The organism is Amycolatopsis sp. NPDC098790 (assembly GCF_044759945.1).
Classification (GTDB): domain Bacteria; phylum Actinomycetota; class Actinomycetes; order Mycobacteriales; family Pseudonocardiaceae; genus Amycolatopsis.
Genome location: NZ_JBIWAI010000004.1, coordinates 341,037 through 367,002, shown reverse-complemented (window position 1 = coordinate 367,002; position 25,966 = coordinate 341,037). Strand labels below are relative to the sequence as shown.

The 25,966-nt window shown below is 71.1% G+C and carries 17 protein-coding genes; 7 read left to right on the top strand and 10 right to left on the bottom strand.

Going from position 1 to position 25,966, the window contains the following annotated elements; all coding sequences use genetic code 11:
* Nucleotides 1-20: 20 nt before the first annotated feature.
* The 3 genes from ACIQWX_RS31100 to ACIQWX_RS31090 are packed head-to-tail and all read right to left on the bottom strand — an operon-like array spanning nucleotide 21 to nucleotide 2,277.
* Nucleotides 21-1,007, bottom strand: a complete 987-nt coding sequence (locus ACIQWX_RS31100; protein ID WP_400878530.1) for an ABC transporter permease subunit — start codon at nucleotides 1,005-1,007, stop codon at nucleotides 21-23.
* The gene (locus tag ACIQWX_RS31095) at nucleotides 1,004-1,885 is read right to left on the bottom strand and encodes an ABC transporter ATP-binding protein (protein WP_400878527.1); all 882 of its coding nucleotides are present in this window, start codon (nucleotides 1,883-1,885) and stop codon (nucleotides 1,004-1,006) included. The genes ACIQWX_RS31100 and ACIQWX_RS31095 overlap by 4 nt, the downstream gene beginning before the upstream one ends.
* Nucleotides 1,882-2,277, bottom strand: coding sequence for a GntR family transcriptional regulator (locus ACIQWX_RS31090; RefSeq protein ID WP_400878524.1), 396 nt, complete (start codon nucleotides 2,275-2,277; stop codon nucleotides 1,882-1,884). The genes ACIQWX_RS31095 and ACIQWX_RS31090 overlap by 4 nt, the downstream gene beginning before the upstream one ends.
* Nucleotides 2,278-3,383: 1,106 nt before the next feature.
* Here ACIQWX_RS31090 and ACIQWX_RS31085 point away from each other — a divergent pair.
* Nucleotides 3,384-4,880 (top strand): alpha/beta hydrolase, encoded by a 1,497-nt coding sequence (locus ACIQWX_RS31085; RefSeq protein WP_400878521.1) that lies wholly within the window; start codon nucleotides 3,384-3,386, stop codon nucleotides 4,878-4,880.
* A 41-nt stretch (nucleotides 4,881-4,921) separates the two neighbouring features.
* Here ACIQWX_RS31085 and ACIQWX_RS31080 read toward each other — a convergent pair whose 3' ends face one another.
* The 4 genes from ACIQWX_RS31080 to ACIQWX_RS31065 all read right to left on the bottom strand — a co-directional run bounded on the left by ACIQWX_RS31080 (nucleotide 4,922) and on the right by ACIQWX_RS31065 (nucleotide 9,872).
* A complete protein-coding gene (locus tag ACIQWX_RS31080; protein ID WP_400878519.1) occupies nucleotides 4,922-6,127 on the bottom strand; it encodes a glycosyltransferase in 1,206 nt (401 codons plus the stop codon).
* An 87-nt stretch (nucleotides 6,128-6,214) separates the two neighbouring features.
* Nucleotides 6,215-7,552 carry an NAD(P)/FAD-dependent oxidoreductase gene (locus ACIQWX_RS31075; protein ID WP_400878516.1) on the bottom strand — a complete coding sequence of 446 codons (1,338 nt, stop codon included), beginning with the start codon at nucleotides 7,550-7,552 and terminating at the stop codon, nucleotides 6,215-6,217.
* 19 nt (nucleotides 7,553-7,571) lie between these two features.
* Nucleotides 7,572-9,227, bottom strand: a complete 1,656-nt coding sequence (locus ACIQWX_RS31070; RefSeq protein ID WP_400878513.1) for a chloride channel protein — start codon at nucleotides 9,225-9,227, stop codon at nucleotides 7,572-7,574.
* A 153-nt stretch (nucleotides 9,228-9,380) separates the two neighbouring features.
* Nucleotides 9,381-9,872 (bottom strand): MarR family winged helix-turn-helix transcriptional regulator, encoded by a 492-nt coding sequence (locus ACIQWX_RS31065; protein ID WP_400878510.1) that lies wholly within the window; start codon nucleotides 9,870-9,872, stop codon nucleotides 9,381-9,383.
* Nucleotides 9,873-10,040: 168 nt separating this feature from the next.
* On the opposite strand from ACIQWX_RS31065, the gene ACIQWX_RS31060 reads away from it, so the two are divergent.
* Entirely contained in the window at nucleotides 10,041-10,721 is a 681-nt protein-coding gene (locus ACIQWX_RS31060; protein WP_400878507.1) for a hypothetical protein, read from the top strand.
* A 137-nt stretch (nucleotides 10,722-10,858) separates the two neighbouring features.
* Nucleotides 10,859-12,430, top strand: coding sequence for a DNA polymerase Y family protein (locus ACIQWX_RS31055; protein ID WP_400878504.1), 1,572 nt, complete (start codon nucleotides 10,859-10,861; stop codon nucleotides 12,428-12,430).
* Here ACIQWX_RS31055 and ACIQWX_RS31050 read toward each other — a convergent pair.
* Nucleotides 12,427-16,563 carry a tetratricopeptide repeat protein gene (locus ACIQWX_RS31050; protein WP_400878502.1) on the bottom strand — a complete coding sequence of 1,379 codons (4,137 nt, stop codon included), beginning with the start codon at nucleotides 16,561-16,563 and terminating at the stop codon, nucleotides 12,427-12,429. The genes ACIQWX_RS31055 and ACIQWX_RS31050 overlap by 4 nt on opposite strands.
* 321 nt (nucleotides 16,564-16,884) lie before the next feature.
* On the opposite strand from ACIQWX_RS31050, the gene ACIQWX_RS31045 reads away from it, so the two are divergent.
* Entirely contained in the window at nucleotides 16,885-20,193 is a 3,309-nt protein-coding gene (locus ACIQWX_RS31045) for an error-prone DNA polymerase (protein ID WP_400878499.1), read from the top strand.
* Nucleotides 20,194-20,274: 81 nt separating this feature from the next.
* On the top strand, nucleotides 20,275-22,245 hold the full coding sequence (locus ACIQWX_RS31040) for a cellulose binding domain-containing protein (protein ID WP_400878496.1): 1,971 nt from the start codon (nucleotides 20,275-20,277) through the stop codon (nucleotides 22,243-22,245).
* A 67-nt stretch (nucleotides 22,246-22,312) separates the two neighbouring features.
* Here the strand turns inward: ACIQWX_RS31040 and ACIQWX_RS31035 are convergent, their stop codons facing one another.
* Nucleotides 22,313-22,729, bottom strand: a complete 417-nt coding sequence (locus ACIQWX_RS31035; RefSeq protein ID WP_400878493.1) for a MarR family winged helix-turn-helix transcriptional regulator — start codon at nucleotides 22,727-22,729, stop codon at nucleotides 22,313-22,315.
* Between the two features lie 54 nt (nucleotides 22,730-22,783).
* Between ACIQWX_RS31035 and ACIQWX_RS31030 the strand changes: the two genes are divergently transcribed.
* Nucleotides 22,784-23,182, top strand: coding sequence for an SRPBCC family protein (locus tag ACIQWX_RS31030; protein ID WP_400878490.1), 399 nt, complete (start codon nucleotides 22,784-22,786; stop codon nucleotides 23,180-23,182).
* Nucleotides 23,179-23,862 carry a class I SAM-dependent methyltransferase gene (locus tag ACIQWX_RS31025; RefSeq protein ID WP_400878487.1) on the top strand — a complete coding sequence of 228 codons (684 nt, stop codon included), beginning with the start codon at nucleotides 23,179-23,181 and terminating at the stop codon, nucleotides 23,860-23,862. The genes ACIQWX_RS31030 and ACIQWX_RS31025 overlap by 4 nt, the downstream gene beginning before the upstream one ends.
* Here ACIQWX_RS31025 and ACIQWX_RS31020 read toward each other — a convergent pair.
* Nucleotides 23,833-25,860, bottom strand: a complete 2,028-nt coding sequence (locus ACIQWX_RS31020; RefSeq protein WP_400878484.1) for a glycogen debranching N-terminal domain-containing protein — start codon at nucleotides 25,858-25,860, stop codon at nucleotides 23,833-23,835. The two genes, ACIQWX_RS31025 and ACIQWX_RS31020, sit on opposite strands and share 30 nt — an antisense overlap.
* Nucleotides 25,861-25,966 lie beyond the last annotated feature (106 nt).

Sequence of the window (25,966 nt, the reverse complement as noted above, 5' to 3'; positions counted from 1 at the left end):
ATTCCCCCAGGAATCGTCGTTCAGGAAAGGTGGCGGACACGACGGAAGCAGAACCAGGTGAGCAACGCCGTCATGGCGAGGAAGAGCGCGAGTTCGAGCCACTGCAGCGGCCAGAACCGCGAACCCGGCTGGTAGGTCAGGTGCTGCTGGTAACCGTGCTGACCGAGCTGCGCCATGCAGTTTTCGGCGTCGCCGCGGCTCGGCACGGGGCCGCCGCCCGGCTTGGGCATGCAGCTCTGCACGAAGTCCGGCAGCGGCTCGGCCACGTTGCCCGCCGGGTCGAGCGTTTCGTTCGCCAGCACCCACGCGCCGGGCGGGTTGCGCACGCCGATTTCCCTTACCGTGCCGGTGTTGTCGCCGGTGATGTTCGTGATCTCCTCGCTGACGATCGGGACCGTCAGCTGCACGGGCGGGATGAGGTACGGGCGCACGAAGTTCGGGACGACGAGCAGCACGGCGGCGAGCGCGACGAGCGTGACGGCCATGGCCGCGACCGTCCGCTTCACCAGCATCCCGACCGCGACGCCGAGTGCGAGGGCGAAGGCCGCGTAGCCGATCGGGACGATCCCGCGCGCGCCGAACACCACCGGCGCGATGCGCGAGAGCATCCCGTGGTCGGTCTGGGCGGCCGCGAGCGCGTCGATCGGGCTCGCCCACCAGGACACGGCCCAGCCGAGCAGGCCGGCCGCGACCATCGCGGTCAGCAGGCCGATGCCGAGCTTGGTGGCGAGCCACCGCTTGCGCGTGACGGTCTGGTTCCACACCAGGCTGTGCGTGCCGCTTTCCAGCTCGCGCGTGATCAGCGGAACGCCCCAGAACACGCCGATCACCGCGGGCAGCAGGTAGAGCACCAGGATCGTGCCGCCGAACATCGTGTCCTGGTCGGAGAAGTTCGTGCGCCCGACCAGTTCCGGGCCGGTGATCCCGAGCACGAGGCCGATCACCGCCAGCGCGGCGAACACGGACAGCGCGGGCAGGCGGAACTGGCGCCAGGTCAGCCAGGTCATTTCAGGACCTCCAGGGCGGGGCGGGCGGCGGCGGGGTTGCTCATGTACTCCAGGACGAGGTCTTCGAGACCGATCCGCGCGACCGTCCACGCGGGATCGAGGATCGGCGCCTCGGTGCGCACGAGCACGGTGGTCTGGCGGTCGGTGTGCGTCTCGGAGACGACGTGCTGCTCCGCCGGCAGCGTGCCGACGTCGCGGCGCGGCCCCGACAGCCGGTGGTGCGTGGCGAGCAGGTCTTCGACGTCGCCCATCACCCGGACCTGCGAGTCCACCAGCACGACGAGGTGGTCGCAGACGCGTTCCAGGTCGTTGACGAGGTGCGAGGACATCACGACGGACAACCCGTGCTCGGCGACGGCTTCCATGAGGTCCTGCAGGAACTCCCGGCGCGCCAACGGATCCAGTGCGGCGACGGGCTCGTCGAGCAGCAGCAGCTCGGGCCGCTTGGCGATGCCGAGGGTGAGCGCGAGCTGCGCGCGCTGGCCACCGGACAGCTTCCCGGCGTGCTGCTTCGGGTCGAGCCCCAGGCGTTCGATCCGCTTCTCGGCGAGCGCGGTGTCCCAGCGCGGGTTGAGGTGCGCGCCGAGCCGCAGGTGGTCTTCGATGGTGAGCCCGGTGTAGACGGGCGTGCTCTGGGCGACGTAGCCGACTTTCGCCAGCTGGTCCGGCCCGCTGCCGGGGGTGCCGCCGCACACCTCGATGCTGCCGGTGGTCGGCTCCAGCATGCCGGACGCGATGTTCAGCAGGGTGGACTTGCCTGCCCCGTTGGGGCCGACGAGCCCGGTGACGTGGCCGGCTTCGATTTCGAGCGTGCAGCCGGTCAGCGCCCACTTGCGCTTGTACTTCTTGCCCAGTCCCTGGGCACGCAGGACGGTCACGCTATGTCCTCTCTGGCGGAGTCGCGAAACGTGGACATCAGCAGGGCCTCGATGCTCTCTTCGTCGAGACCGGCCTTGCGGGCCTTGCCCAGCCACCGGCGCAGGTCCTGCCGCAGCGACCCGAGCACGGCGAAGGAGGTGCCGCCGTTGAGCGTGGCGGTGACGAAGGTGCCGACACCGGGGCGCGCCGAGACGAGGCCGTCGTGCTCCAGTTCGCGGTAGGCCTTCAGCACGGTGTTCGGGTTGATGGCGAGGGAGGCGACCACGTCCTTGACCTTCGGGAGCTGGTCGCCTTCGGCGAGCAGGCCCAGGCGGAGGGCGTGCCGCACCTGCTGGACCAGCTGCTGGTACGGCGAGAGACCCGACCGGGCGTCGAGGTGGAATTCGATCATCGGCAACTCCATTTAACTAGTTGCCTAGTACTATAGCTAAGGGGTGGAAGTCCGCGCCAGTGCTTCGGTGCGATGGTGGGCTTCGGAGGTCTTGAATGAGTCATTCAGGGCTTCGGAGGTCCTGAATGACTCATTCAAGACGGGGGGTGGGCGGGGCGGTCTCGGATCCGGGGCGGGTGGCTTGCGGCGGTGGGTTGCGGCCCGCCTCTCGGGTGTGCTGCGCCTGCCGCCGCCGGCCGGCTGTGCCCGCGCCCGCCGGGTGCGCTCGGCCCGGGTTGGCTGCGCTCGCGTCCGCCGGCTGCGCCCGCCGCGCGGGCGGGCTGGCTGCGCCTGCCTCTGCCCGCCGCGCCCGGCCTGGATGTCATGAAAGAGTCGTTCATGGCGTCTGGCGAGGTGAACGGGTCGTTCATGACGTCGCCGGGCGGCTTCCGGAGCCGAGCCGCCGCCCGCCGCCCGCCGGCTGCGCCCGCCGCACGCCCGCCCGCCGGCCGGCTGCGCCCGCGCCCGCCGCGGGTCGGCTGCGCCCGCCCGCCCGCCGCCCGCCGCCCGCCGCGCGGGCCGGCTGCGCCCGCCGCCCGCCCGCCCGCCCGCCGGCAGGCTGCGCCCGCCGCCGGCCAGCTGCGCCCGCCCGCCCGCCGCGCGCCGGCTGCGCTCGCGCCCGCCGGCTGCGCCCGCGCCCGCCCGCCGGCTGCGCCGGCTGCGCCCGCCCGCCGGCTGCGCCGGTTGCGCCCGCGCCCGCCCGCCGGCTGCGCCGGCTGCGCCCGCCCGCCGGCTGCGCCGGCTGCGCCCGCGCCCGCCCGCCGGCTGCGCCCGCTGGCTGCGCCCGCCGCCCGCCGGCTGCGCCCGCTGGCTGCGCCCGCCGCCCGCCGGCTGCGCCCGCGCCTGCCGCCCCTCGCCATCAGCCGGCCACACGACAACCGCGCAATCACCCCCGGCAAGCCCCCCCCCGCGCGGGAACCCGCCCCGGGCCAAACGCGAACAACCCAAAGGCGGCCGCAATCTTTTCCGCGTGGCTGCCAACCCCACCGCCCCCTCGCCCGTCTGTGGGGGTGATCGTTCCTCCGACGAAAGGGTTCTTCGTGCGTCGATTTCCTGGGGGAGGCATCGTGCGCGGCGTCGTCGTCGCGCTCGGTGTCTCGATGGCCGTCGTGGCCTCTCCGGCGGTGGCTTCCGCCTCCGTCGACAGCGTTCCGACACCCAAGCTGAGCTGGGCCGGCTGCGAAGACGGCTTCCAGTGCGCCAAAGCGTCGGTGCCGCTGGACTACGACCGGCCCGCCGGCGCGAAGATCGATCTCGCGCTCATCAAGCTGCCCGCCACCGATCCCGCGCACAAGATCGGCACGCTGTTCGTCAACTTCGGCGGGCCGGGCGCGTCCGGGCTGCAACGCCTGCGGGAACGCGGGAAGTGGCCGTGGTTGTTCTCCGACCAGCTGCGCGCGCGCTTCGACGTCGTCTCGTGGGATCCGCGCGGCATCGCCAACAGCGCCGCCGTTCGGTGCTTCGACACCGTCGCCGAACAGGAGTCGTTCTTCGGCTCCTTCCCGGAAATGCCCGGCGACCCGAGCGGTAACGCCGCCTTCTACGCCAAGTCCAAGGAACTGGCCGACCGCTGCGCCGCGAAGGCCGGCCCGATCCTCGAGCACGTCTCGACGGCCAACACCGCGCGGGACCTCGAACTGCTGCGCCGCGCGGTCGGCGACGCGAAGCTGACCTACCACGGCATTTCCTACGGGACCCAGCTCGGCGCCACCTACGCCAACCTGTTCCCGAACCGCATCCGGGCGATGGTGTTCGACGGCACCATGGACTTCGCCGGCAACTCGACCGGTCAGAACGGCAACGGCAAGAGCGTCCCGCTGGACACCCGCCAGGACGTCGCCACCGGCATCTCGCAGACCTTCGACCAGTTCCTGCGCCTGTGCACCGAAGCCGGCCCGAAGTGCGCGTTCTCTTCAGGTGACCCGAAAGCGAAGTGGGCGGCGCTGACCGCCCGCGCGAAGCAAGCACCGATCACCGTCGACGGCGAAACCTGGACGTACTCCGGGATCATCAACGCCGCCGCCGACCTGTCCGACTCCCGCGGCTGGCCGGACATCGCATCGCTGCTGCAGCGGCTTTACGAGGCCCCGCAGGCGTTCAAGGCGGGCGAGCCGTACACGTCCAACCGCACCGAGGCGTTCAACGCGATCCAGTGCAGTGACAGCGACGTCCCGGCCGACCCGGCGATCTACAGCCGGTACGCGGAATCCGAAGACCAGCGCGTGCCGTACTTCGGCCGGATCGCGGTGCTGGACATGATGAGCTGCGCGTTCTGGCAGGCGAAGGACACCGACCGCTACACGGGCCCGTGGAACCGCCCGACGTCGGCGGAGATCCTGGTGCTGAACAACCGCTACGACCCGTCGACCCCGCTGCACGGCGCCCAGGACGGGGCCGCGGAGCTGGCCCGCGCCCGGGTGTTCGTCACCGAGGGGTACGGCCACTCGTCGATGTACGTGCCGAGCACCTGCACCGAGCAGGTGAAGCGGGACTACCTGATCTCCGGGACGTTCCCGGCGGCGGGCAAGACCTGCGCGATCGACGCGAGCCCCTTCGCGGGCTGAGGCCAGGGGCGGCACTTTCACGTGAAAGTGCCGCCCCGAGCTCACCCGGCCAGTTCGACGAGCCGTTTCGCGGCCACCGACGCGCCGTCGGGACGGATCTCGCCGCCCACGGCCTTCGCCCGGCTCTGCGCGGCGAGCGCCGTGTCCAGCGCGGCGGACAGGGACTCGACCGTCGGTGCCGGCTCCAGGTGCGCCGCGCCGATGCCCAGCTCGGCCACCCGCACCGCCCAGTGCGGCTGGTCGGCGATCCGCGGCACGACCAGCTGCGCCGCGCCGGCCCGGGCCGCCGTCGTGGTGGTGCCGGCGCCGCCGTGGTGCACCACCGCCGCCACCCGGCGGAACAGCGCTTGCTGGTTGACTTCCCCGACGGCGAAGCAGTCGTCACCCTCGTCGATCGGGGCCAGGCCCGCCCAGCCGGCGGCCAGCACGATCCGGCGGCCCCGTGAGCGGACCGCCTCGATGGCGATCCGCGCGATGCCGTCGGGCGCGTAGGCGGCCATGCTGCCGAAGCCGACGTACACCGGCGGCTCGCCGTCGTCGAGGAACTCCTCGAGCCCGTCCGGCAGCGGCCGGTCGTCGGGCATGATCCACGCCCCCGTCTGGAAGGTGTCCAAGTCGGTCTTGCCTTCCGACGGGCACAGCAGCGGGTCCGCGGCCAGCCACGGCCGATCCGTGAAGACGTAGTCGCGGACGTTGTCCACCGGGGGCAGGCCGAGCGCCGCGCGATGGCTCCGCACGGCCGGGCCGTACAGGGCGTCGACCCGCTCGGCGTCCTGCTGCCACAGCACCCGGTTGTCGGTCTCGTCCGGCGAGGACGGCGTGCCCGGCCGCGCCCCCGGCGGGAAGTGCCGCGACGGCAGCCCCAGCAAGTGGAAGCACGCGAACACGTACGGCAGGCCGAGGTGGTCCGCCACGTCCCGCGCACCGGCGGGCAGCAGACCCGTCGCCAGCAGCGCGTCACACCCTTCGGCCGCCGCGGTGAGCGTTTCGAACCGCGCGTCGACCAGTCGCGGCGCGAGCTTGAACGCGTCCTCGGCCGTCGGCGGCTTCGGACCGGCGACGACCGAGCGGACCGTCGGGCCCAAGGGCACCAGCGGCACCTCCGCCCGCGCCAGCAGCCGGCCGAAGTCGTCGTCCGGCGGTGCGCACACGACCGCGTCCGCGCCCTGTTCCCGCAGGGCCACCGCGAGCCCGGCCAGCGGTTCGACGTCCCCTCGCGAACCCCACGTCGTCAACAGCACCCGCATTGAGCTTCCCCCGTTTTCCCTGGTGAATGGCGTACGGCGGGCCATTCTGGGGGATCACCCCCGCCTTGCGGCAAGCCCCGGGTTCGGCTATACCTTGAAGGGGGCGGGGAGATCTTTCCCTTCCGGTCGCGCACCGCCGCTGACGAACGCCTCGCGCGGGTGCTGCACCGAAGCCAGCGACAGGATGTCGCGGCCGAACAGCGCCGCCGTCAGCCACACCGCGAGCACGCGGATCTTGCGTTCCCAGCTCGGCACCGCCAGCACGTGGTAGCCGCGGTGCATGAGCCACGCCGGCAGGCCGGTGATCACCAGGCGGCGGTACTGGAAGATGCCGCGGCCGAGGCCGAGGGTCGCGATCGACCCGAGGCTGTGGTGGACGTACGGCTTCGGCTCGCCGCCGCGCAAGGTCGCGATGATGTTGCGCGCCAACAGTTTTCCCTGCCGGTAGGCGTGCTGCGCGTTGGGCACCGTGCGTGCGCCCGGGACCGGCGAGGCGAGGTCGGGCACCGCGGCGTCGTCGCCCGCGGCCCAGGCGTCGGGCACGCCCTCGACCCGCAGGTCCGGCCGCACGACGACCAGGCCGCGCGCGTCGACCGGGAGGTCGGTGTGCTTGCCGACGACGGGGTTAGCGCCGTTGCCCGCGGTCCAGACGATCAGTTCCGAGTCGAACTCCTCACCGGTCGAAAGCGTCACGTGCCCGCCGGTCGCCGACGTCACCAGCGTGTCGAGGTGGACGTGCGCACCCCGCCGTTCCAGCTCGCGCACGACCCAGCGCCCCGGCCGGTCGGTGACCTCGGGCAGGATGCGGCCCGACGCCTCGACGAGGTGGAACGCCAGTTCGTCGCGGCGCAGCTCGGGATAGCGCTTGAGCAACGCGGTGGCCAGCGACAGCAGCTCGCCGAAGCCTTCGACTCCCGAGAAACCGCCACCGACGAACGTGACGGTGAGCAGCTTCCGCCGTTGCGGGCCTTCGGGGAGCACGGCGGCGCGGTCGAACGCGGTGAGCAGCCGGTCCCGGATCGCGACCGCCTCTTCGACGTGCTTGAGGCCGATCGCCTCTTCGGCGACCCCGGGCACGGGCAGCTTCCGCGTGACGGCCCCGGCGGTGACGACGACGATGTCGTAGCCGAGCTCGAAGGCGTCGCCGTCGGCCGGCCGCACGGTGACGACGCGGTGCGCGTGGTCGATGGCCGTGACGCTCCCGGCGACGACGCGGGTGCGGCGCAGGTGCCGCCGCAGCGACACGGCGGCGTGCCGCGCTTCGACGGCCCCGGCGACGACTTCGGGCAGGAACGGTTGGTAGGTAAGGTAAGGGCGCGGGTCGACGAGGGTGACCTCGGCCTCGTTCTTCCGGAGTTTCTTTTCCAGCTTCCAGGCGGCGTAGAACCCGGCGTAGCCACCGCCGACGATCAGGATCCGGCGCATCTCGTCCTCTTTTCTCGCTTCACCCCTTGGACGAGGTGGCCGAGGACGGCGTGACAGGGATCCGCGTCACAGCGAGGACCCGCTCCCGGTGGTGCTCCTCGTGGAGATCGCGGCGCCGGGCGTGCAGCAGCTGGGCGAGCGTGATCACCCCGCGGACGTGGGCGGGCTCGGCGCGGTCGACCACCACGGCCTGCGTGACGTCGCCGATCGCCAGCTTGTTCGCCACTTCGCGGAGCGTGTCGTCGGGGTGGCAGACCGTCCGGCCTTCGCGCGCCAGCAACGCCTGGCCGGCCTCCGGGTTCGCTGTCATCACCTCGTGCGCGAAGAACGTCTCCAGCGGGTCGGTCGTGTACTCGCGGGTGAGGTGCAGCCGGCGGCGGGCGATCTTCTCGGTCAGCACCGAGCGCTTCAGCAGCAGCACGGACACCGCGTACGCCGACACCGACGCCACCACCAGCGGCAGCAGGTCGTTCCACGCGTGCGTCAGCTCGAGCGTGAACACGATGCCCGTCAACGGCGAGCGCATGACACCGCCGACGACCGCGGCCAGGCCGCACACGGCCCAGAACCCCGCGGACACGTGGGGGAGCAGGCCGCCTTCGGCCGCCCCGAGCGCCGCGCCGATCATGAACACCGGCGCCAGCACCCCGCCCGACGTGCCCGAGCCGAGCGACAGCGACCAGATGAGCGTCTTGACCACCAGGACGCCGATGATCAGCGACGTCGTCGCCTGCCCGGTGAGCAGCTGGTCGATGACGTCGTAGCCGACGCCGAGCGCGCGTGGCTCGACGAGGCCGCCGACACCGATGACCAGCCCGCCGATCGCCGGCCACCACATCCAGTGGATCGGCAGCCGCGCGAAGCCGTCTTCGGCGAGGTAGACCAGCGCCGTCGCGGCGATCGCGAGCAGGCCGCCGGTGATGCCGGGCACGAGGGCGAGCACGGCGGCGCCCGGGCCCGGCGCCGGCGCGGCGGGCAGGCCGAAGACCGGGGCGGTGCCGAGGAGGAAGCCGCGGCAGAGCGTGCTGGTCAGGACGGCGGCGGCGACCGGGACGAAGCTGCGCGGCCGCCATTCGAACAGCAGCAGCTCGACCGCCAGCAGGATCGACGCGAGCGGGGCGTTGAACGTCGCGGCCATGCCACCCGCGGCGCCCGCGACGAGCAGCGTCTTGCGCTCGTCGGCGGAAAGGTGCAGCAGCTGGGCGAGGATCGACCCGACGGCGCCGCCGGTCATGATGATCGGGCCCTCGGCGCCGAACGGGCCGCCGGTGCCGATGCTGACCGCGGCCGACACGGGCTTCAGCACGGCGACGCGCGGCGCGACCTTGCTCTCGCCGGTCAGGATGGCCTCGATCGCCTCCGGCATGCCGTGGCCGCGGATCTTTTCCGAGCCGAACCGCGCCATCAAGCCGATCACGAGTGCCCCGGCGACGGGCGCCGACAGGATGAGCCACCACGGGTGCGCGGTGGCGCCGGGCGCGACGAGCGCGGTGTCGAACCGTTGGTAGAACACGAGGTTCGTGATGAGGCCGATGAGCTTGAGCAGCGCGAGCGCGGCCAGCGAGGCGGCGGCCCCGACGGGGACGGCGAGCAGGGCGATCAGCAGCATGCGCGGCCGCACCTGGAAGTCGCCGAGGTGCGTGGCGCGCGGGTGCGCGGGGGTGCCGCCGCTCATCGGGCCTCCGTTCGTCGTTGCAGTCAGCAATACTTGTAGTGGCGAACGGTTGTGGTCAAGTCGAGGCGTGGTCGAGTGGCGGGGTTCACTGCGCACGACGAGGGGACGTTCCCCGCGCCGGGCGGGAGGTACGTCCCCTTCGGGTGGTTCGGGTCAGCCCCAGATGGCTTCGGGTGCCGCGGCGGCGGGCGGTTCCCCGCCGGCTTCGGCGAACGCCGTGAGCGCGTCGACGAGCCCCTGCCTGCTCTCCACCGGCATCCGGGCGACGATCTTGGCGATCTCGCGGCGCCGCCGGGTCGTCACCTGCCGGACGATCCGGGCGCCCTCGCGGGTGATGTCCAGCACGATCTCGCGGCGGGAAACCGGGCTGTGCTGCCGGTCGACGAGCCCGGCGGCGACCAGCCGGTCGACCATCCGGCTGGCCGTGGACGGCGTGACGCCGAGGTGCTCGGCGAGTGTCGCGTGCTTGAGGGGGCCGCGGGTGTGCAGCACCACGAGGAGCCGGAACTGCGGCAGGGTCAGGCCGTCTTCGGCCGCGGCGATCGACCGGACGGACACGGCCACGAGCAGCCGCGACGCGGTGAGGACCGCGTCGGTCAGCGTGTCGACGCCGGCGGCGTCCATGCCCGGGTTCGTGCGGGTCATGCCGTCCAGTGTGCCGGAACACCCCTGCCCCGCCGGGGTGACCCCCGGCTTGACAGCGGGCCGCTCGTCTCGCACTATGCGAACAAGTGTTCGACAACTTGGTTCTGGGTGCGCCCGTTCGACGCGGGTGTCTCCGGTGCGAGTACGTGGTGCTGGAGGTGAGCGGTGGTGGCGGTGCCGGATGCGCTGGCCGGGCTCACGGCGATCCCGGGTGTTCACACGGCGGCGCAGCTGGGCTCTGCCCCGGCTGCCGACGTGCTGGCGGTGCTGCCACCGTTGGCCGGCCTGCTGCCGGGCGGCGGCTTGAAGCGAGGCACGACGGTCTCGGTGCGCGGCGCGACGTCGCTGGCACTGGCCCTGCTGGCGGCGGCGACCCGCGACGGTTCCTGGGCGGCGGTGACGGGCTTGCCCGAGCTGGGCTTGGCCGCGGCGGCGGAGCTGGGTGTCGACCTGGAGCGGATCGCGCTGGTACCGCACCCGGGAGCGGAGCTGACGGGCGTGCTGTCGGCACTGGTGGACGGGTTCGACCTGGTGCTGCTCGGCCCGGTGGGCGTCCGGCCCGAGCTGGCGCGCCGGTTGGCGGGCAGGGTCCGCAACCGCGGCACGGTGTTGCTGGCGGTGGGCCCGTGGCCGGGAGCGGACGTGGAGCTGAGGGTGACGGGCCGCCGTTGGCACGGCTTGACGGCTGACGGCTACGGCCATTTGAGGACGCGCGAAGTGGCGGCGACGAGCGCCGGCCGCGGCGCGGCGGTGCGGCCGGTGTCGGTGTCGTTGCAGTTGCCGGGACCGGGAGGGGCGGTCGCGGCGGGCGAGCCCCGCCGTCGGCGGCTGGCCGGGGTGGCCGGGTGAGCCGCGGTGCCGGGGCCACGCCGTCGAGCAGTTTCCCGCGATGTCCCGTCCTGCGCTGACCGGCGCGTCATTCCTGTGTGTACCGGTCGAATTCCCGCGGTGAACCAGGATCCACTGCCGCGCGAGCCGTTCGCGGGATGAGCGGTTCACCACGGCTGCTGGTGCTGTGGTGCCCGGACTGGCCGGTCGTCGCCGCCGGGGCTGTGGCCGGTACCCCGCCCCTCGCTCCCGCCGCCGTCTTCTCCGGCAACCGCGTTGTCGCCTGCTCCGCCTCCGCCCGCCGCGATGGGGTCGGGCGGGGCATGCGACGGCGCGATGCCCAGTCCCGGTGCCCGGACCTCGTCGTCCACCAGCACGATCCCGACCGCGACGCCCGGCTCTTCGAACCCGTCGCCGCCGCCGTCGAACGGCAGGCCGTCGGGGTCGAGGTCGTGCGGCCCGGCATCGTCGCCGTTCCCGTCAGCGGTGCCGCCGGGTACTTCGGTGGCGAGGAAGCCCTCGCCGAACTCCTCATCAACGAGGTCGAAGCCGGTGCCGGCGTCGAATGCCAGGTCGGGATCGCCGACGGGCTCTTCGCCGCGACCCTCGCCGCCCGGCGCTCGGCCCTCGTGCCGCCCGGCGCCACCCAAGACTTCCTCGCGCCCCTCCCGATCGCCGAGCTGAACCAGCCGGGCGACGACCGCGGCGAGCTCGTCGACCTTCTTCGGCGCCTGGGCCTGCGTACCCTCGGCGCGTTCGCCGCGCTGGCCGAACGCGACGTCGCCGGCCGCTTCCCCAAGGACGCCATCACCGCCCACCGGCTCGCCCGCGGCCTCGCCGAACGCCCGCCGCTGCGCCGCGCCCTGCCGCCGGACCTGGCCGTCACCGAAGAGTTCGACCACCCCCTGAGCCGTGTCGACGAAGCCGCGTTCGTCGCGAAGACCCTCGGCGAACGCTTCTTCGCCGGCCTCGCGAACCACGGCCTCGCCTGCACGCGCCTGGCGATCGTCGCGGTCACCGAAGCGGGCGAAGAACGCGTCCGCGTCTGGCGCTGCGCCGAACCCCTGACCGCCCGCGCGACGGCGGACCGCGTGCGCTGGCAGTGCGAAGGCTGGCTCACCGCGCGCGACCGGCCCAGCGCCGGGATCGTCCGGCTGCGCCTCGACCCCGAAGAGGTCGTCGGCGGCCAGGCGCTGCAGCTGCAGTTCGGTTCGCTGGGCCGCGACGCCGACGCGGCCGAGCGCGCGGGCCGCGCCCTGGTGCGCATCCAGGGCCTCCTCGGTCCCGGCGCGGTGGTCACGCCGCTGCTGGACGGCGGCCGCGGCCCGGCCGAGCGGGTCCGCCTGGTCCCGTGGGGCGAGCCGCGGAAGCCGGCCGTCGAGGACCGTCCGTGGCCGGGCCGCCTCCCGGCGCCGTCGCCGACGCGGGTGCCGCCCGAGCCGCCGCCGGCGACCGTGCTGGACGCGGTGGGCGACCCGGTCGCCTGCACGGCCCGTGGCGAGCTCACGTACCCGCCGGCGACGATCGCGGTCGACGGCGGCCCGGTGCGCCGCGTCCTGGGTTCGGCGGGGCCGTGGGTGGTGCACCCGGCCCTGCCCGGTCACCGCGGCGAACGGCCGCTGGCCAGGGTGCAGGTGGTGCTGGAGGGCGAGCACGACGACCTGGCGCTGCTGCTCCGCGTCACCGTCGGGGTCGATCCACAATGGACGGTCGAGGGTGTCTACGACTAGAACCGCGGAAGTTGCCCCTTGGGGCCGGTAGTGGCGGCGGTGACGTTGAACCGTCCCGGTCCGAAAGTTTCTTCGCCAGTGGGACCGGACGAGATCTGGCGGATGCTCGCCGTCAGGTCCGCTTCGACGCCGCCCGGAAGCTTCAACCGGATCAGGAACGGCAGAACCAGCCCGATGACCACCAGACCGACGAGTACCGGGGTGAGTGTCATCAGCATGACCCCGGTGATCTTTTCGGAGACGAAGAACGCGATCCACAGGGCCAAGAGCGTTGCGACGCCGATGCTGACGACGACAACACTGCCCCTGGTGCTGCTCCGCGTGATCCGCAGGCTTTCCTCCATGATCCGCAGGCTGCGCTGCGCCTCGACGTTTCCCGGGTCGATCTGCACGCAGCGCCGCAGGTCGCGGACGGCTCGACGCCGTTGCGCCGGTTTTGCGGGAAAGTCGCCGGCGGTCTCTGCCAGTTTGTAGCGGGCGACGGCGGCGACGAAGTACGGCTCCGCTTCGTCTGCCGCTCGCGCGATGGCCTCCTGCGCGTGTGCGAGGGCGTCGGTGTAGAACTGGCGTCCCTGAGTGGCATCGCCTCGTCCGATGAGCAGCTTCGCCACGGCAACGAGTAGGTGCCAGCGGGGCAGGTCGCAATCCGGGCGGCGGAGAGCCTGCTGGAGCACTTCTTCGGATTCGGTGAAGTCGCCGGCCGACCTGGTGAGGGCGAGCGCCAGTCCCAGGCTGGCGCTGCCGTTGGCCGGATCGATCTGCCTGGCCTGGCGGAAGTGCCGTACCGCGTCGGCACCGTGCTTCGCGGACGGGTCTTCGATGTCGCGCTGGATCTGCAGGTGCCCCAGTTCGACGTGCGCTTGGGCGTCGTACCAATCTCGCGCGAGCGCGAGATTGAGGTACTGCTCCGCTTCGTCGAACCGGCCGAGTTGCGAGTAGAAAGCACCGAGGTCGACGTGACTCGCGTGGTGGTCGTCCAGCTCGACGGCTTTGCGGAAGTGCTGTTCCGCCTGGGCGAACCGCTGACGTTGGTAGTTCAACACGCCGAGGCACGTGTGTGCCGAGTGGTTCATCGGATTCTTGTCGAGTACGGAGAAGCACAGCTGTTCGGCTTCGTCACGCGCCTGGGGTGTCGACTGCCGGACCAGGCACCAAGCCAGGCCGAACCGATAGCGGAGATTCTCCGGATTCTTCTCGTGTGCGGCCCTGAAGAATTCGGTGGCGATCCGGTATTCGCCTGCCGCGAATCGAACCCAACCGGTCTGCGAAATTGCCTCCGCCTGCTCCCGGGGGCTCACCCCGTCGGCTCGCAGTCGGCTGACGACCCGCTCGGCTTCGTCCAGCTGGTGGTTGTCGTGGTGGATCCAGACCAGCTCACTGCGCAGGGTGCGTTCCCACGGCATTCGCTCGAGTGCACTCGTCACCTGCTGCGCGGCTTCGTCGAACCGACGCAATGACCGCAACGCACCTGACCGGGCGGTGATCGACTGAACATGGCCGGGATCCAGCGCGAGTGATCGTTCGAACCAGCCGAGACTTTCCTCGTAACGCAGTTGGTCGTCGCAGACGTATCCCATTTCCAGGAGGAGGTCCGGGTTGTCTGGACGCAGCTCGATGGCTTTCCTGGCGGCAGCCTCGGCATCGTCGAACCGCCGTAGTCTCCTCAGGGCGGTCACTCGCCACTCCAGTGCCTGGGCGTGCCGCGGATCGGCTTCCAAAGCTCGTTCGAACCAGTGCAGCGCCTTGGCGTACTGGAACTGGCTGGTGTGCACCCAGCCCATCTCGAGGAAGGGTCCGGGTTCGTTCGGGCGTAACTTGATGGCTTCACGAACGGCTGCCTCGGCTTCTTCGAAGCGGCGCAGCATGCGCGAGGCCGTTGCGCGCCATTCCCAAGCCAAGGCGTACCGGGGATCCGACTCCAGAGCGCGGTCGTACCAGACGAGAGCCTCTTCGTGCCGGAGCTGGTGACTGTAGACCCAGCCCATCCACAGCAAGGCGTCGAGATCACCCGGACGCCGGTCGATCGCCTCTTGCGCGGCAGCCGAAGCTTCGTCGTAACGGCGCAACCGTCGCAAGGTCAACACCCGTGACCGCAGCGCCCAACTGTGTCGAGGGTCGATGTCGAGGACCCGCTGCAACACGGTCAGGGCTTCTTCGTAGCGGCGCTGGTCGCCATACACCCACCCCAGCCCGATCATGATTCCCGCTTCGTCGGGACACAGCTCGATGGCCTCCCGCGCGGCCGTCTCAGCTTGGTCGAACCTCCTCATCAATCGCAGTGCCGCTACTTGCGACTGGAGCGCCCAAATATGGCGGGAGCTGATCTTGAGAGCGCGTCGAAACCACGTCAGCGCTTCTTCGTGCTGGAACTGTTCGCCGTGAACCCAGCCCATCGCCACAAGGAGGTCAGGTTCGTCGGGGCGTAGCTGGATGGCCTCCCGTGTCGCGGCTTCCGCTTGGTCGAACCTTCGCAGTGACCGCAGGGCGCCGATTCGCCACCTCAACGCCAAGGCATCGCGCGGGTCGACGTCTAAGGCACGGGCGTACCAGGTCAGAGCATCCTCGAGACGAAACTGATCATCGAGCAACCAACCCATCTGCAGGATGGCGTACACGTCGAGCGGGCGTCGGTCGATGGCTTCCTGTGCGGCGGTTTCGGCCTGATCGAACCTTCTCAGCGACCGCAATGCCGCTGCCCGCGACCGTAACGCCCAGCCGTGGTCCGGGTTGATGTCGAGGGCCCGACTGAACCAAGCCAGTGCCTCTTCATGCTCGAGTTGGTCACTGTGCACCCACCCCATTTCCACTAGAAGGCCGGGTTGGTCCGGTCGTAGCTCGATCGCCTCCTGTAAAGCGATCTGGGCTTCGTCGAACCGCCGTAGCCAGCGTAGGGCCGTTCCCCTCCACTCCAACGCCGATGCGTCGTAGGGGTCGACTTTCAGCGCGCGGTCGTAGCAGGCCAACGCCTCATCGTGATGGAGCTGGTCGGAGTGCACCCAGCCCAGCTCCATCAGGAGATCGGGTTCGTCGGGGCGCCGCTCGATACCTTCCCGCGCGGCCTGCTCCGCTTCGTCGAACCACCGCAGCTGGCGCAGTGCAGCCACTCGCGATCCCAAAGCCCAGCTGTGGCGGGGGTCGATCTCCAAGGCGCGCCGGAACCAGTTCAAGGCCTCTTCGTACTTGAACTGGTCACCGTGCACCCAGCCCAGCTGAATCAAGAGATCAGGTTCGTCGGGGCACCGGTCTACAGCGTCGCACGCCACCGCCTCGGCTCGGTCGAACTTCCTCAGGTACCGCAATGCGCTTACTCGCTTCGCCAGTGCAGACGTGTTCCGAGGCTGGGCGTCCAGTGCGCGATCGCACCAAACCAGGACGTCGTCGTAGCGGAGCTGGTCGTCGCACAGCCACGCCATTTGCATCATCAAAGTTGTGTCGCCAGGGCGCAGCTCGATGCCCTCCCGGGCTGTCGTTTCGGCCTCCGCGAATTGTCGTAACCGTCGCAGGGCGATCACTCGCGATCGTAAAGCCCAACTGTGGTGGGGTACGGGTCCCAGGGCCCGCTCGAACCACGCCAGCGCTTCTTCGTAGCGGAACTGATCTACGTATACCCAGCCCATCTGCACTAGGAGGTCGGGTTCGTCGGGGCATCGCTCGATCGCGTCTTGGGCAGCTGCCTCTGCCTGGTCGAACCGCCGGAGCGGCAGCAAGGCCGATATCCGCCATTCCAGTGCTTGGGCGTGGAATGGATCGATTTCCAGTGCTTGGTCGAACAGGGGCAAGCTCGCAGCCCATTCGTACTGGTCGATGTACGCCCGGGCATGAGCGACAAGGATGTCCGGACTGCGCGGGAACCGTTCAAGACCAGCCTCGGACGCTTCCCGTGCTTCGTCGAATCGCCGGAGCCGGCTCAAAGCCGCGACCTGCCAGGCTGCGGTCATCGATGTCGGCTCAGGGCAGCGCCCCGCTCGCTCGAAGCAGCTCAGTGCGTCTTCATGCAGGTACTGGTCCAGTTTGACTCGACCGAGTGCGACCCACGCGGCCGGGTTCTCGGGAGAAACCTCGACGATCTGACTGCCCAGCGTCTCGGCTGCTGCCAGCTCGCTGTTCTGGCGTAGCCGGTCGACTTCGCTCACGCTGACTTGCCTGCCACCCGGTTCCCCCACTGCGGTTCCTTTCGCTGCCGAGTTCCGACCCCACCCAAGATGCTGGCTCGGTCACCTGCCGCGCGAAGGTGTGGCCACGTCGATGAAGACGACTCGGCGCACTCGTGTGTTACGGCTTGAGGCCGGTAGTGACTGATCAGCGGAACCCGCGCCGGACCCTTGTGATCGACGCGACTGCCGAGTTGACACCGGGCCCCGCGGGGCTCAGGATCGATCCACTGTAGTCGTACGTGTGTTCGAACCGTAGTCGCTGGCTTCCCCACAGCGAACTTCCTTGTGGGGAGCGGAGTTTTGGCGTTCAACAACCCGAGTGTGCCGTGGTCCGAAGTGGAGCGGATCGCCTCCGGGCGGCCACCCGTGCCCGGGGACGGCAGCGATGCCCCCGCGTGGTCGCGCAAACGCGAAGGGTATGCCGGGGCGCCGCCCGATCTGCGCAGCCGGAAAAGCCGGGACGACGGCGGCGACCGCATCCGCGCCCCCTACGCCGAGCTGCACGTCCACTCCAACTTCAGCTTCCTCGACGGCGCCTCCCACCCCGAGGCGCTCGTCGAGGAGGCCGCGCGGCTCGAGCTCGACGCCCTCGTCCTCACCGACCACGACGGCCTCTACGGCGCCGTCCGGTTCAACGACGCCGCACGGGAGCTCGGCGTGCGCGTCGGGTTCGGGGCCGAGCTCTCCCTCGGCCTGCCCGCGCCGCAGGCAGGCGAGCCCGACCCGGCCGGTTCGCACCTGCTCGTGATCGCGCGGCAGCAAGCGGGTTACCACCGGCTCTGCAAGGTCATCTCGCGCGCGCAGCTCGCCGGCGGGGAGAAGGGCAGGCCCGTTTACGACCTCGACGAGCTGACCGACGAGCTGGCCGGGCACGTCGTCGTGCTCACCGGGTGCCGCAAAGGGCCGGTGCGCTGCGCCCTCGCCGCCCACGGGGCCGCCGCCGCGCGGGCCGAGCTGGGCCGGCTCGTCGACCGGTTCGGGCGCCGGCACGTCGCCGTCGAGCTGATCGACCACCGGCAGCCCCTCGACGACGCGGCCAACGACCTCCTCGCCGAGCTGGCCCGCGACCTGCGGCTGCCGACCGTCGTCTCGAACAACGTCCACTACGCCCGCCCCGAGGACGCCGTCGTCGCCGAGATGGTCGCCGCCGTCCGGGCGCGGCGCTCGGCCGAGGACCTCGAAGCCTGGCGGCCGCCGTCCGGGCAGGCGTTCCTGCGGTCCGGGATGGAGCAGCGCCGCCGCTTCGAGCGCCGCTACCCGGGCGCGGTCGGGCGCGCCGCCGTCCTCGGCGTCGAGGTCGCGTTCGACCTGAAGCTCGTCGCCCCCGACCTGCCGCCGTTCCCGGTGCCGCCCGGGCACGACGAAATGTCGTTCCTGGGCGAACTGACCTGGCGCGGCGCGGCGAAACGCTACGGAACCCGGGACGACAACCCCGAGGCCTACGCCCAGCTCGACCACGAGCTCGACGTCATCGAAAAGCTCGGTTTCCCCGGCTACTTCCTCGTGGTGTGGGACATCGTCCGGTTCTGCAAGGAGGCGAACATCCTGTGCCAGGGCCGCGGTTCCGCGGCGAACTCCGCGGTCTGCTACGCGCTGGAAATCTGCCACGCCGACCCGGTGAAGTGGAACCTGCTGTTCGAGCGCTTCCTCGCCCCGGAGCGCGACGGCCCGCCGGACATCGACATCGACATCGAGTCCGACCGCCGCGAGGAGGCCATCCAGTACGTCTACGAAAAGCACGGCCGGTTCCACGCCGCGCAGGTCGCCAACGTGATCACCTACCGCGCGGCCTCGGCGATCCGCGACGCCGCGAAGGCCCTCGGCCACAGCCCCGGGCAGCAGGACGCCTACGGCAAGCTCGTCGACCGGTGGGGCGCGATCAAGCAGCAGAACGCCGGCGAGATCCCCGCCGACGTCCTCGACCTGGCCGCCCGGATCGAGGACTTCCCGCGCCACCTCGGCATCCACTCCGGCGGCATGGTCATCTCGAAGCAGCCGGTGTCCGAAGTGGTCCCCGTCGAATGGGCGACGATGGCGGACCGGTCCGTGCTGCAGTGGGACAAGGACGACTGCGCGGCCGTCGGCCTGGTCAAGTTCGACCTGCTCGGCCTCGGCATGCTTTCGGCGCTGCACTACACGATCGACCTCGTCGCCGAGCACCACGGTTCCACTGTGGACATCGGCAAGCTGGACCTCGCCGATCCGAACGTCTACGACATGCTGTGCGAAGCCGACGCCGTGGGAGTGTTCCAAGTGGAGTCCCGCGCGCAGCTGGCGACGCTGCCGCGGTTGCGGCCCAGGGAGTTCTACGACCTCGTCGTCGAAGTCGCGCTGATCCGGCCCGGCCCGATCCAGGGCGGTTCGGTGCACCCGTACATCCGGCGCCGCCGCGGTGACGAGCGGTGGCAGCACGCCCACCCGCTGCTGGCGTCCAGTTTGGACCGGACGCTCGGCGTGCCGCTGTTCCAGGAGCAGGTGATGCAGATGGCCGTCGACGTCGCTTCCTTCACCCCGGCCGAGGCGGACCAGCTGCGCCGCGCGATGGGCGCCAAGCGGTCCAGCGCCAAGATGAAGGCGCTGATGGCGCGGTTCTTCGCCGGCTGCGAAGCCAACGGCCTCGACCGCGAACTGGCGACGCGGATCTTCGAGCAGATCCACGCCTTTTCCGGCTACGGTTTCCCCGAGGCGCACTCGATGTCGTTCGCGTTGCTGGTGTACGCGTCCGCGTGGTTCAAGCACTACTACCCGGCCGCGTTCTGCGCCGGACTGCTGCGCGCGCAGCCGATGGGCTTCTACTCACCGCAGTCCCTGGTGGCGGACGCGCGCCGCCACGGCGTCCGCGTCCGCGAACCGGACATCAACGCCAGCCTCGCCCACGCGACGCTCGAACCCGACGACGGGAGCACCGGCGGCGTCGCGCTCCGTCTCGGCCTCGCCGGCGTCCGGCACCTCGGAGACGCCGTCGCCGACGAGATCGTCGCCGAACGCGTGGCGAACGGCCCGTACACCGGGGCCGGCGACCTCACCCGACGCGTCCAGCTGAAGAAGAACGTCGTCGAGGCACTGGCGACGGCCGGCGCGTTCGGCGGCGACCGGCGCCAGGACCTCTGGGCGGCCGGCGCCGCGGCGGCCACCCGGCCCGGGCACCTGCCGGGCCTGGCGCCGGGCCTCGACGCGCCGGCGCTGCCGGGCATGACGCGGCTGGAGGTCACGGCGGCGGACCTGTGGGCCACCGGCGTCTCCCCGGACAGCCACCCCGTGGAGTACCTGCGCTCGCTGCTCGGGAAGCGCGGCGCGATCACGACGGCGGAGCTGGCCCGGGCCGAGGACGGGACGCGCGTCTGGGTCGGCGGCGCGGTCACGCACCGCCAGCGCCCGGCGACCGCCGGCGGGATCACGTTCCTCAACCTGGAGGACGAGACCGGCATGGCCAACGTGGTCGTGTCGCAGGGGCTGTGGCGCCGGCAGCGGCTGGTCGCCCACACGAGCGCCGCGCTGCTGGTCCGCGGGTACGTCCAAGCCGCCGAAGGGGTCGTCACGCTCGTCGCGGACCGGCTCGAGCCGCTCGACCTGTCGATGCGGACGGCGCCGTCCCGGGACTTCCGTTGACTTCCGGGCCCCGCGCTGGTTCTCTGCTCTGAGAGCGCTTCCAGCCATCCGTTCGTGCCCGACGAGAGGATGGACCCTTCGATGACAGCTCGACGTCTGCGCTGGGCGGCGTGGCCGGTGGCCGCGGTGCTCGTGGCGGCGGTGCCGGCGGCCGCCGCGGCGACGCCGGCCGGAACGACCGTGACCGTCAACGCGAAAGCGGGGCTGGCCACCGTGCCGGACACCGCGGTCGGCGTCAACCACGCCGTGTGGGACAGCCAGCTCGGCACCGATGCCGTCGCCGACCTGTACGGCGCCGCCGGGGTCCGCACCATGCGGTACCCGGGTGGCTCCTACGGCGACATCTACCACTGGAAGGACAACACCGCGCCCGGCGGTTACGTGGCGCCGGACACGGATTTCGACACGTTCATGGGCGGCGTCCGGCGCGCCGGTGCCCAGCCGGTCGTCATCGCCAACTACGGCACCGGGACGCCGGAGGAGGCCGCGGACTGGGTGCGGTACGCGAACGTGACCAAAGGCTACGGGGTCAAGTACTGGGAGATCGGCAACGAGCTGTACGGCAACGGCCACTACGGCGCGAACTGGGAAGCCGACAACCACGAAGACAAGAGCCCGGCCGCGTATGCCGCGGGTGTCGTGGCGTACGCCGAAGCGATGAAGGCCGTCGACCCTTCGGTGAAGATCGGTGCGGTGCTGACGACCCCGGCGAACTGGCCGGACGGCATCGTCGCGGCCGGCGACACCGGCACGTGGAACCAGACGGTGCTCTCGATCGCGGGCCCGCACGTCGACTTCGTGGTGCTGCACTGGTACCCGAGCGGGTCGACGGCGGAGGAAGCGCTTTCCCGCACCGAGCAGGTGGACGACATGCTCTACCTGGCGCGGGAGCAGATCACGCGGTACGCGGGCCGGTCGCTGGGCATCGCGCTGACCGAGACGAACACGCCGGTGGGCATGAACACCCAGCCGGGCGCGCTGTTCGCGGCCGAGGCGTACGCGTCCATGCTGGAGAACGGCGTGTTCACCGTGGACTGGTGGGACACGCACAACGGACCGACCAAATTGTCCACAGTGGCCGGATACCCGGACTACGGCGACTTCGGACTGCTGTCCAGCGGGACCTGTTTGGACGGTGGCTGCGAGCCGGCGCTGAACACGCCGTTCGCGCCGTACTTCGGGTTGAAGATGCTGAGCACGTTCGCGCGCCCGGGTGACCAGTTCGTCCGCGCGGAGGCGGACGACCCGCTGGTCGACGCGCACGCGGCCCGCCGTCCGAACGGGGACATGGCCGTTCTCTTGGTGAACAAGGACCCGGCAGCCGCGCGGGCGGTCGACCTCGCCTTCGAGCCGTCGTCGGTGTCCGAGGTGTACACGTTCACGAACGGCGCGTCGTCGATCGCCCGTTCGTCCACATGGGACCGGACGTTGCCGCCGTATTCCTTGACGACGGTGGTGTTCCATGCCGCTGCGTCGCCGTTGGCCGCCCCGGGCCAGCCGACGGCGACGACGACCGACACGACGGCGACGATCACGTGGCCGGCGTCGGCCCCGGGCGTGAAGTACGAGGTGTACCGCGAACTGGGGGCGGTGAGCGAGGAGTGGGGCGAGACGACGGGGACGTCGCTGTCGGTCGAGAACCTGGTGCCGGGAACGCGCTACACGGTGAACGTACTGGCCCGCGACGCGGCGGGTCACGTGTCGTGGGCGTCGCCACCGGTGACGTTGACAACGGGCGCGCCGGCGTCGAGCAGCTGCACGGTCCGGTTGACGGACGTCAACGACTGGGCGAGCGGTTTCGTGGGCGGAATCCACGTGTCGTCGTCGGTGGTGACGGGCGATTGGACGTTGACGTTCACGTGGCCGACGGCCCGGCAGCGGGTGACGAGCGGCTGGAACGGAACGTGGGTCCAGGAGGGTGCGGCCGTGACGGTGACGTCATCGGCGGGGTTGGCCTCGGGCGCGGACGTCGGGTTCGTGGCGGACTACGGCGGGCCGAACATCCTGCCGACGGCCTTCCGGTTGAACGGCACCCTCTGCTCGCTCGGCTGAACCGACGTGAATGACTCATTCATGTCGCCTGACGACATGAATGAGTCATTCACTACGTCGGTGCGGGTCAGCCGGAGTTCGCCAGGTGGGCCAACGCCGCCCGCAGCACCCGGCGCTCCTCGGCGCTCAACCCCGCCAGCTTGCGCTCCTCCAGCTCCCGGACCGCGTCGCGGACCGCCGTGTGGCGCTCGATCCCCAGCTCCGTCAACCGCACCACTCGCGCCCGGCGGTCTGCCGGGTCCGGGGCTCGGCTCACCAGCCCCGCCGCTTCCAGCCCGTCCAGCAACGCGATCAACCGCGTCTTGTCGTAGTGGATCTGCTGGGCCAGCACCAGCTGGCTCGGCGCCGCGCCCGGGGACAGCGCCGACAGCACCACGTACTGCCACATCGTGAGCCCGTGCGACTCCAGCACCGGGCGCTCGGCCTCGGCCAGCGCCCGGCCCGCTCCGGCGCACAACGCCCCGAGATCGTCGTCCTCGTTCACGGGAGAAGATTTTACGCGTGGACAGATGATAAGCAGGTGCGTATCGTTTGTCCCATGGCCACATTCAAGCCGGGGCGCGCCGAGACGCGCACCATCTCCGTCTCCGCGCCGCCCGCGCGGGTCTTCGCCTACCTTTCTGACGCCCGCCGCCTGCCCGAGTGGGCGCCGGGTTTCGCCACCACGATCGAGCACGACCACGGTGACGTCTGGCGCGTCGGCGAGGACGCGCGGCCGGTCGTCGTTAAGGTTGCCGCGGACCACGGCGTCGTCGACTTCGTCAGCGCCGACGCCCCGAACCTCGGCCTCTTCGCGCGCGTCGTGCCCAACTTGACCGGCGCGGAGCTGATCTTCAGCCTGTTCTTCCCGGAGGACGCGGAACCGGCGGCCGTCGACGCGCAGATGGCGGTCGTCGACCAGGAACTGCGGGCCGTGCGCGCGCACGTCGAGCGGTGAACCGGGACATCCGGTCGGTCGACGACCTCGTGCGGATGCTGGACGGCCTCTTCGAAAACATCGAGTGGGACGGCTTCTACGCCGACCGCGAGCGGCCGATCCCGTTCTTCGCCGAAGAGCCCGACGAGAACCTCGACGCCTGGCTCCGCGACGGGCCGCTGACCGGCGGCCGCGCGCTGGAGCTGGGCTGCGGGCCCGGCCGCAACGCGCGCAGGCTCGCCGAAGCGGGCTATGACCTGGACGCGGTCGACGGCTCGCCCACCGCGATCGCCTGGGCGCGCGAACGCGTCGACGGCGTCCGCTTCCACCAAGCCGACATCTTCGCGATGGACCTGCCACACGAGGAGTACGACCTGGTCTACGACTCGGGCTGCCTGCACCACCTCGCGCCGCACCGGCGGATCAGCTACCTGGCCCTGCTCGACCGGTACCTGAGGCCGGGCGGGCACTTCGGCCTCGTCTGCTTCGCCGCCGGCACCGGAAACCCCGATTCCGGCACCGAAATCCCGGACGCGCAGCTGTATCGCGACCGCAGTCTCCACGGCGGTCTCGCCTACTCGCCGGACGAACTGCGAAAGCTCTTCGACGGCTTCACCGAAGTCGAACTGCGCCCGATGAAGGAAAACACCGGCCGGTTCGGCGAACCCTTCCTACTCGCCGGACTGTTCCGAAAGGACTGAAAACCCCGGCGGCAGCCGCAGTTCGGTGACCTCGCCGTCCACGGAAATGGACACGTCGAGGGTGCCACCCGCCAGCGGCAGCCCCGTCACCCGCAACGCCCCTACCGGGCTCGGCCGGGGTGGGGTCAAGGAAACCGTGCGCGCCGGGACGTCCACCTCCAAGCCGAGGAACGCCACCAGCAAGCTCACCGCGGCCGCCGCCGACCATGCCTGGGGGCGGCACGATGCCGGGTACGGCAACGGTGACGACGTCTCCGCGACCCCGTACCCGGCGAACAGCTCCGGCAGCCGGTAGCCGAACGCCGGTGCGGCCGAAAGCAGTTGCGCGGCCAAGGAAGCCGCCCGTGCGCCCTGGCCCGAGTGCTGCAGACCCCGGACGACGATCGCCGTGTCGTGCGGCCAGACCGAGCCGCAGTGGTAGCTCAACGGCGAATAGCCGCCCGAGGTCGCACTCATCGTGCGCAATCCGTACCCCGCCGCCAGCGACGGGTCCAGTACCAGCGAACCGATCGACTCGCTCTCGGACGCGGAAAGCAGCCCGGTGCCGAGCAGGTGGCCGATGTTGCTCGTCAGCGCGTCCACCGGTCGCTTGTCGCCGTCCAGGGCCAGTGCCGGGTAGTGACCGTCCGGAGTGGACACCCAGAACTTGTCCCGGAACCGCGAGCGAAGCGAAATGGCCCACTCGGAAAGACCATCGCACGGCTCGTCCAAAGTGGTCAATAAGTCGACCGCGCGAACGACGGCTTCGTGTTGGTACGCCTGGACCTCACTCAACGCGATCGGCGGTTTCGCCTGCGTGCCGTCGTGGAAGCGGACCGCGTCGCCGGAGTCCTTCCAGCCCTGGTTGGCCAGGCCGTGGCCGCTTTCGTCGCGGTACTCGGCGAACCCGTCGCCGTCCGGGTCCGCGGCGCCGGTGATCCAGGACAGCGCGAGCCGCAGCGTCGGCAGCAGGTCGCGGACCTCCTCCTCGGGCAGGCCCCAGCGCCACGCGTCGTGCAGCAGGCACACCCACAATGCGGTCGCGTCGACCGTCCCGTAGTACTCGGCGGGCAGCGACGCGCCACCGATCGTCTCGAAGACGTCCCGGCGCCGCTCGTGCAGGATCTTGCCCGGCGCCTCGCCGGTCGCCGGGTCGTGGCGCGTGCCCTGCGCGCGGGCGAGCGTCCGGAGCGTTCCACCGGCCAGGCTGACCGACAGTGGCAACGCCAGCCGCGCGGCCCACAGGCTGTCGCGGCCGAACAGCGTGAGGAACCACGGCGCACCCGCGCCGGCGAACGCGTCCCCGGGGTAGTCGCGCTCGGCGAGGAGCAACGCGTCGAGGTCGTCGAGCGCGCGGTCCAGCAACGCGGTGAACCGGCGGTCGTCGGCGTGCACCGCCGGCCGGGGCAGCCGGACGCCGGCCGGGCCGAACAGCGCCCGTTCGTCGGAAACCCGTAGTGACCAGCGCAGCGTCGCCGCGCCTTCGACGGTCCAGCGCAGCCGGAGCCGCGGCCCGTCGACGACGACTTCGGCGCCTTCGGCCGTCACCTCGGAGACCGCCGAGGAAGCGGCCCACCGGGGGCCGGCCGGGACGACGGGGTCGCGCCGGCCGCCCGACTTGATCTCGTCGATCGGCGCGAAGTCGGCCGCCAGCACGACCTCCACGACGCACCGGCGGTTCGCCGAAGCCGTCGAGACCAGCGAAAGCTCTTCGGTCATCCCCGACGCCGTGACCGTGCGCTCGCGCCGCAGCCACACCGTCGGGTCGGGGCCCGGGTCGCCGAGCCGGCGCAGCAGGCCGGTGAACCGCGCGCGGTCGGCGCCGGGCTCGTCACCGCCGATGGCCTCCGGCTCGTCGCCGTCCACCGTCACGACGGCCTCGCTGAGCAGGCGGAGGTCGCCGTGCAGCAGGCCCTGCGTGCCGCCGGCGCGGATCTGCCCGTTACGGCCGGACAGGACGACGGTCGGGGCGTGCAGGGCGATCGCGAGGTCGTGGAGCAGGGGCTGGAGGTCGGCCATGACTACGATTGGATCGATCAAACGAAAGAATGTCAACTGACTTCGGGGTCTTGACAGCTCAGCGCTGCGGGTTCAGAGTTGCCGCCAGTTGAACGTTCAAACCGGA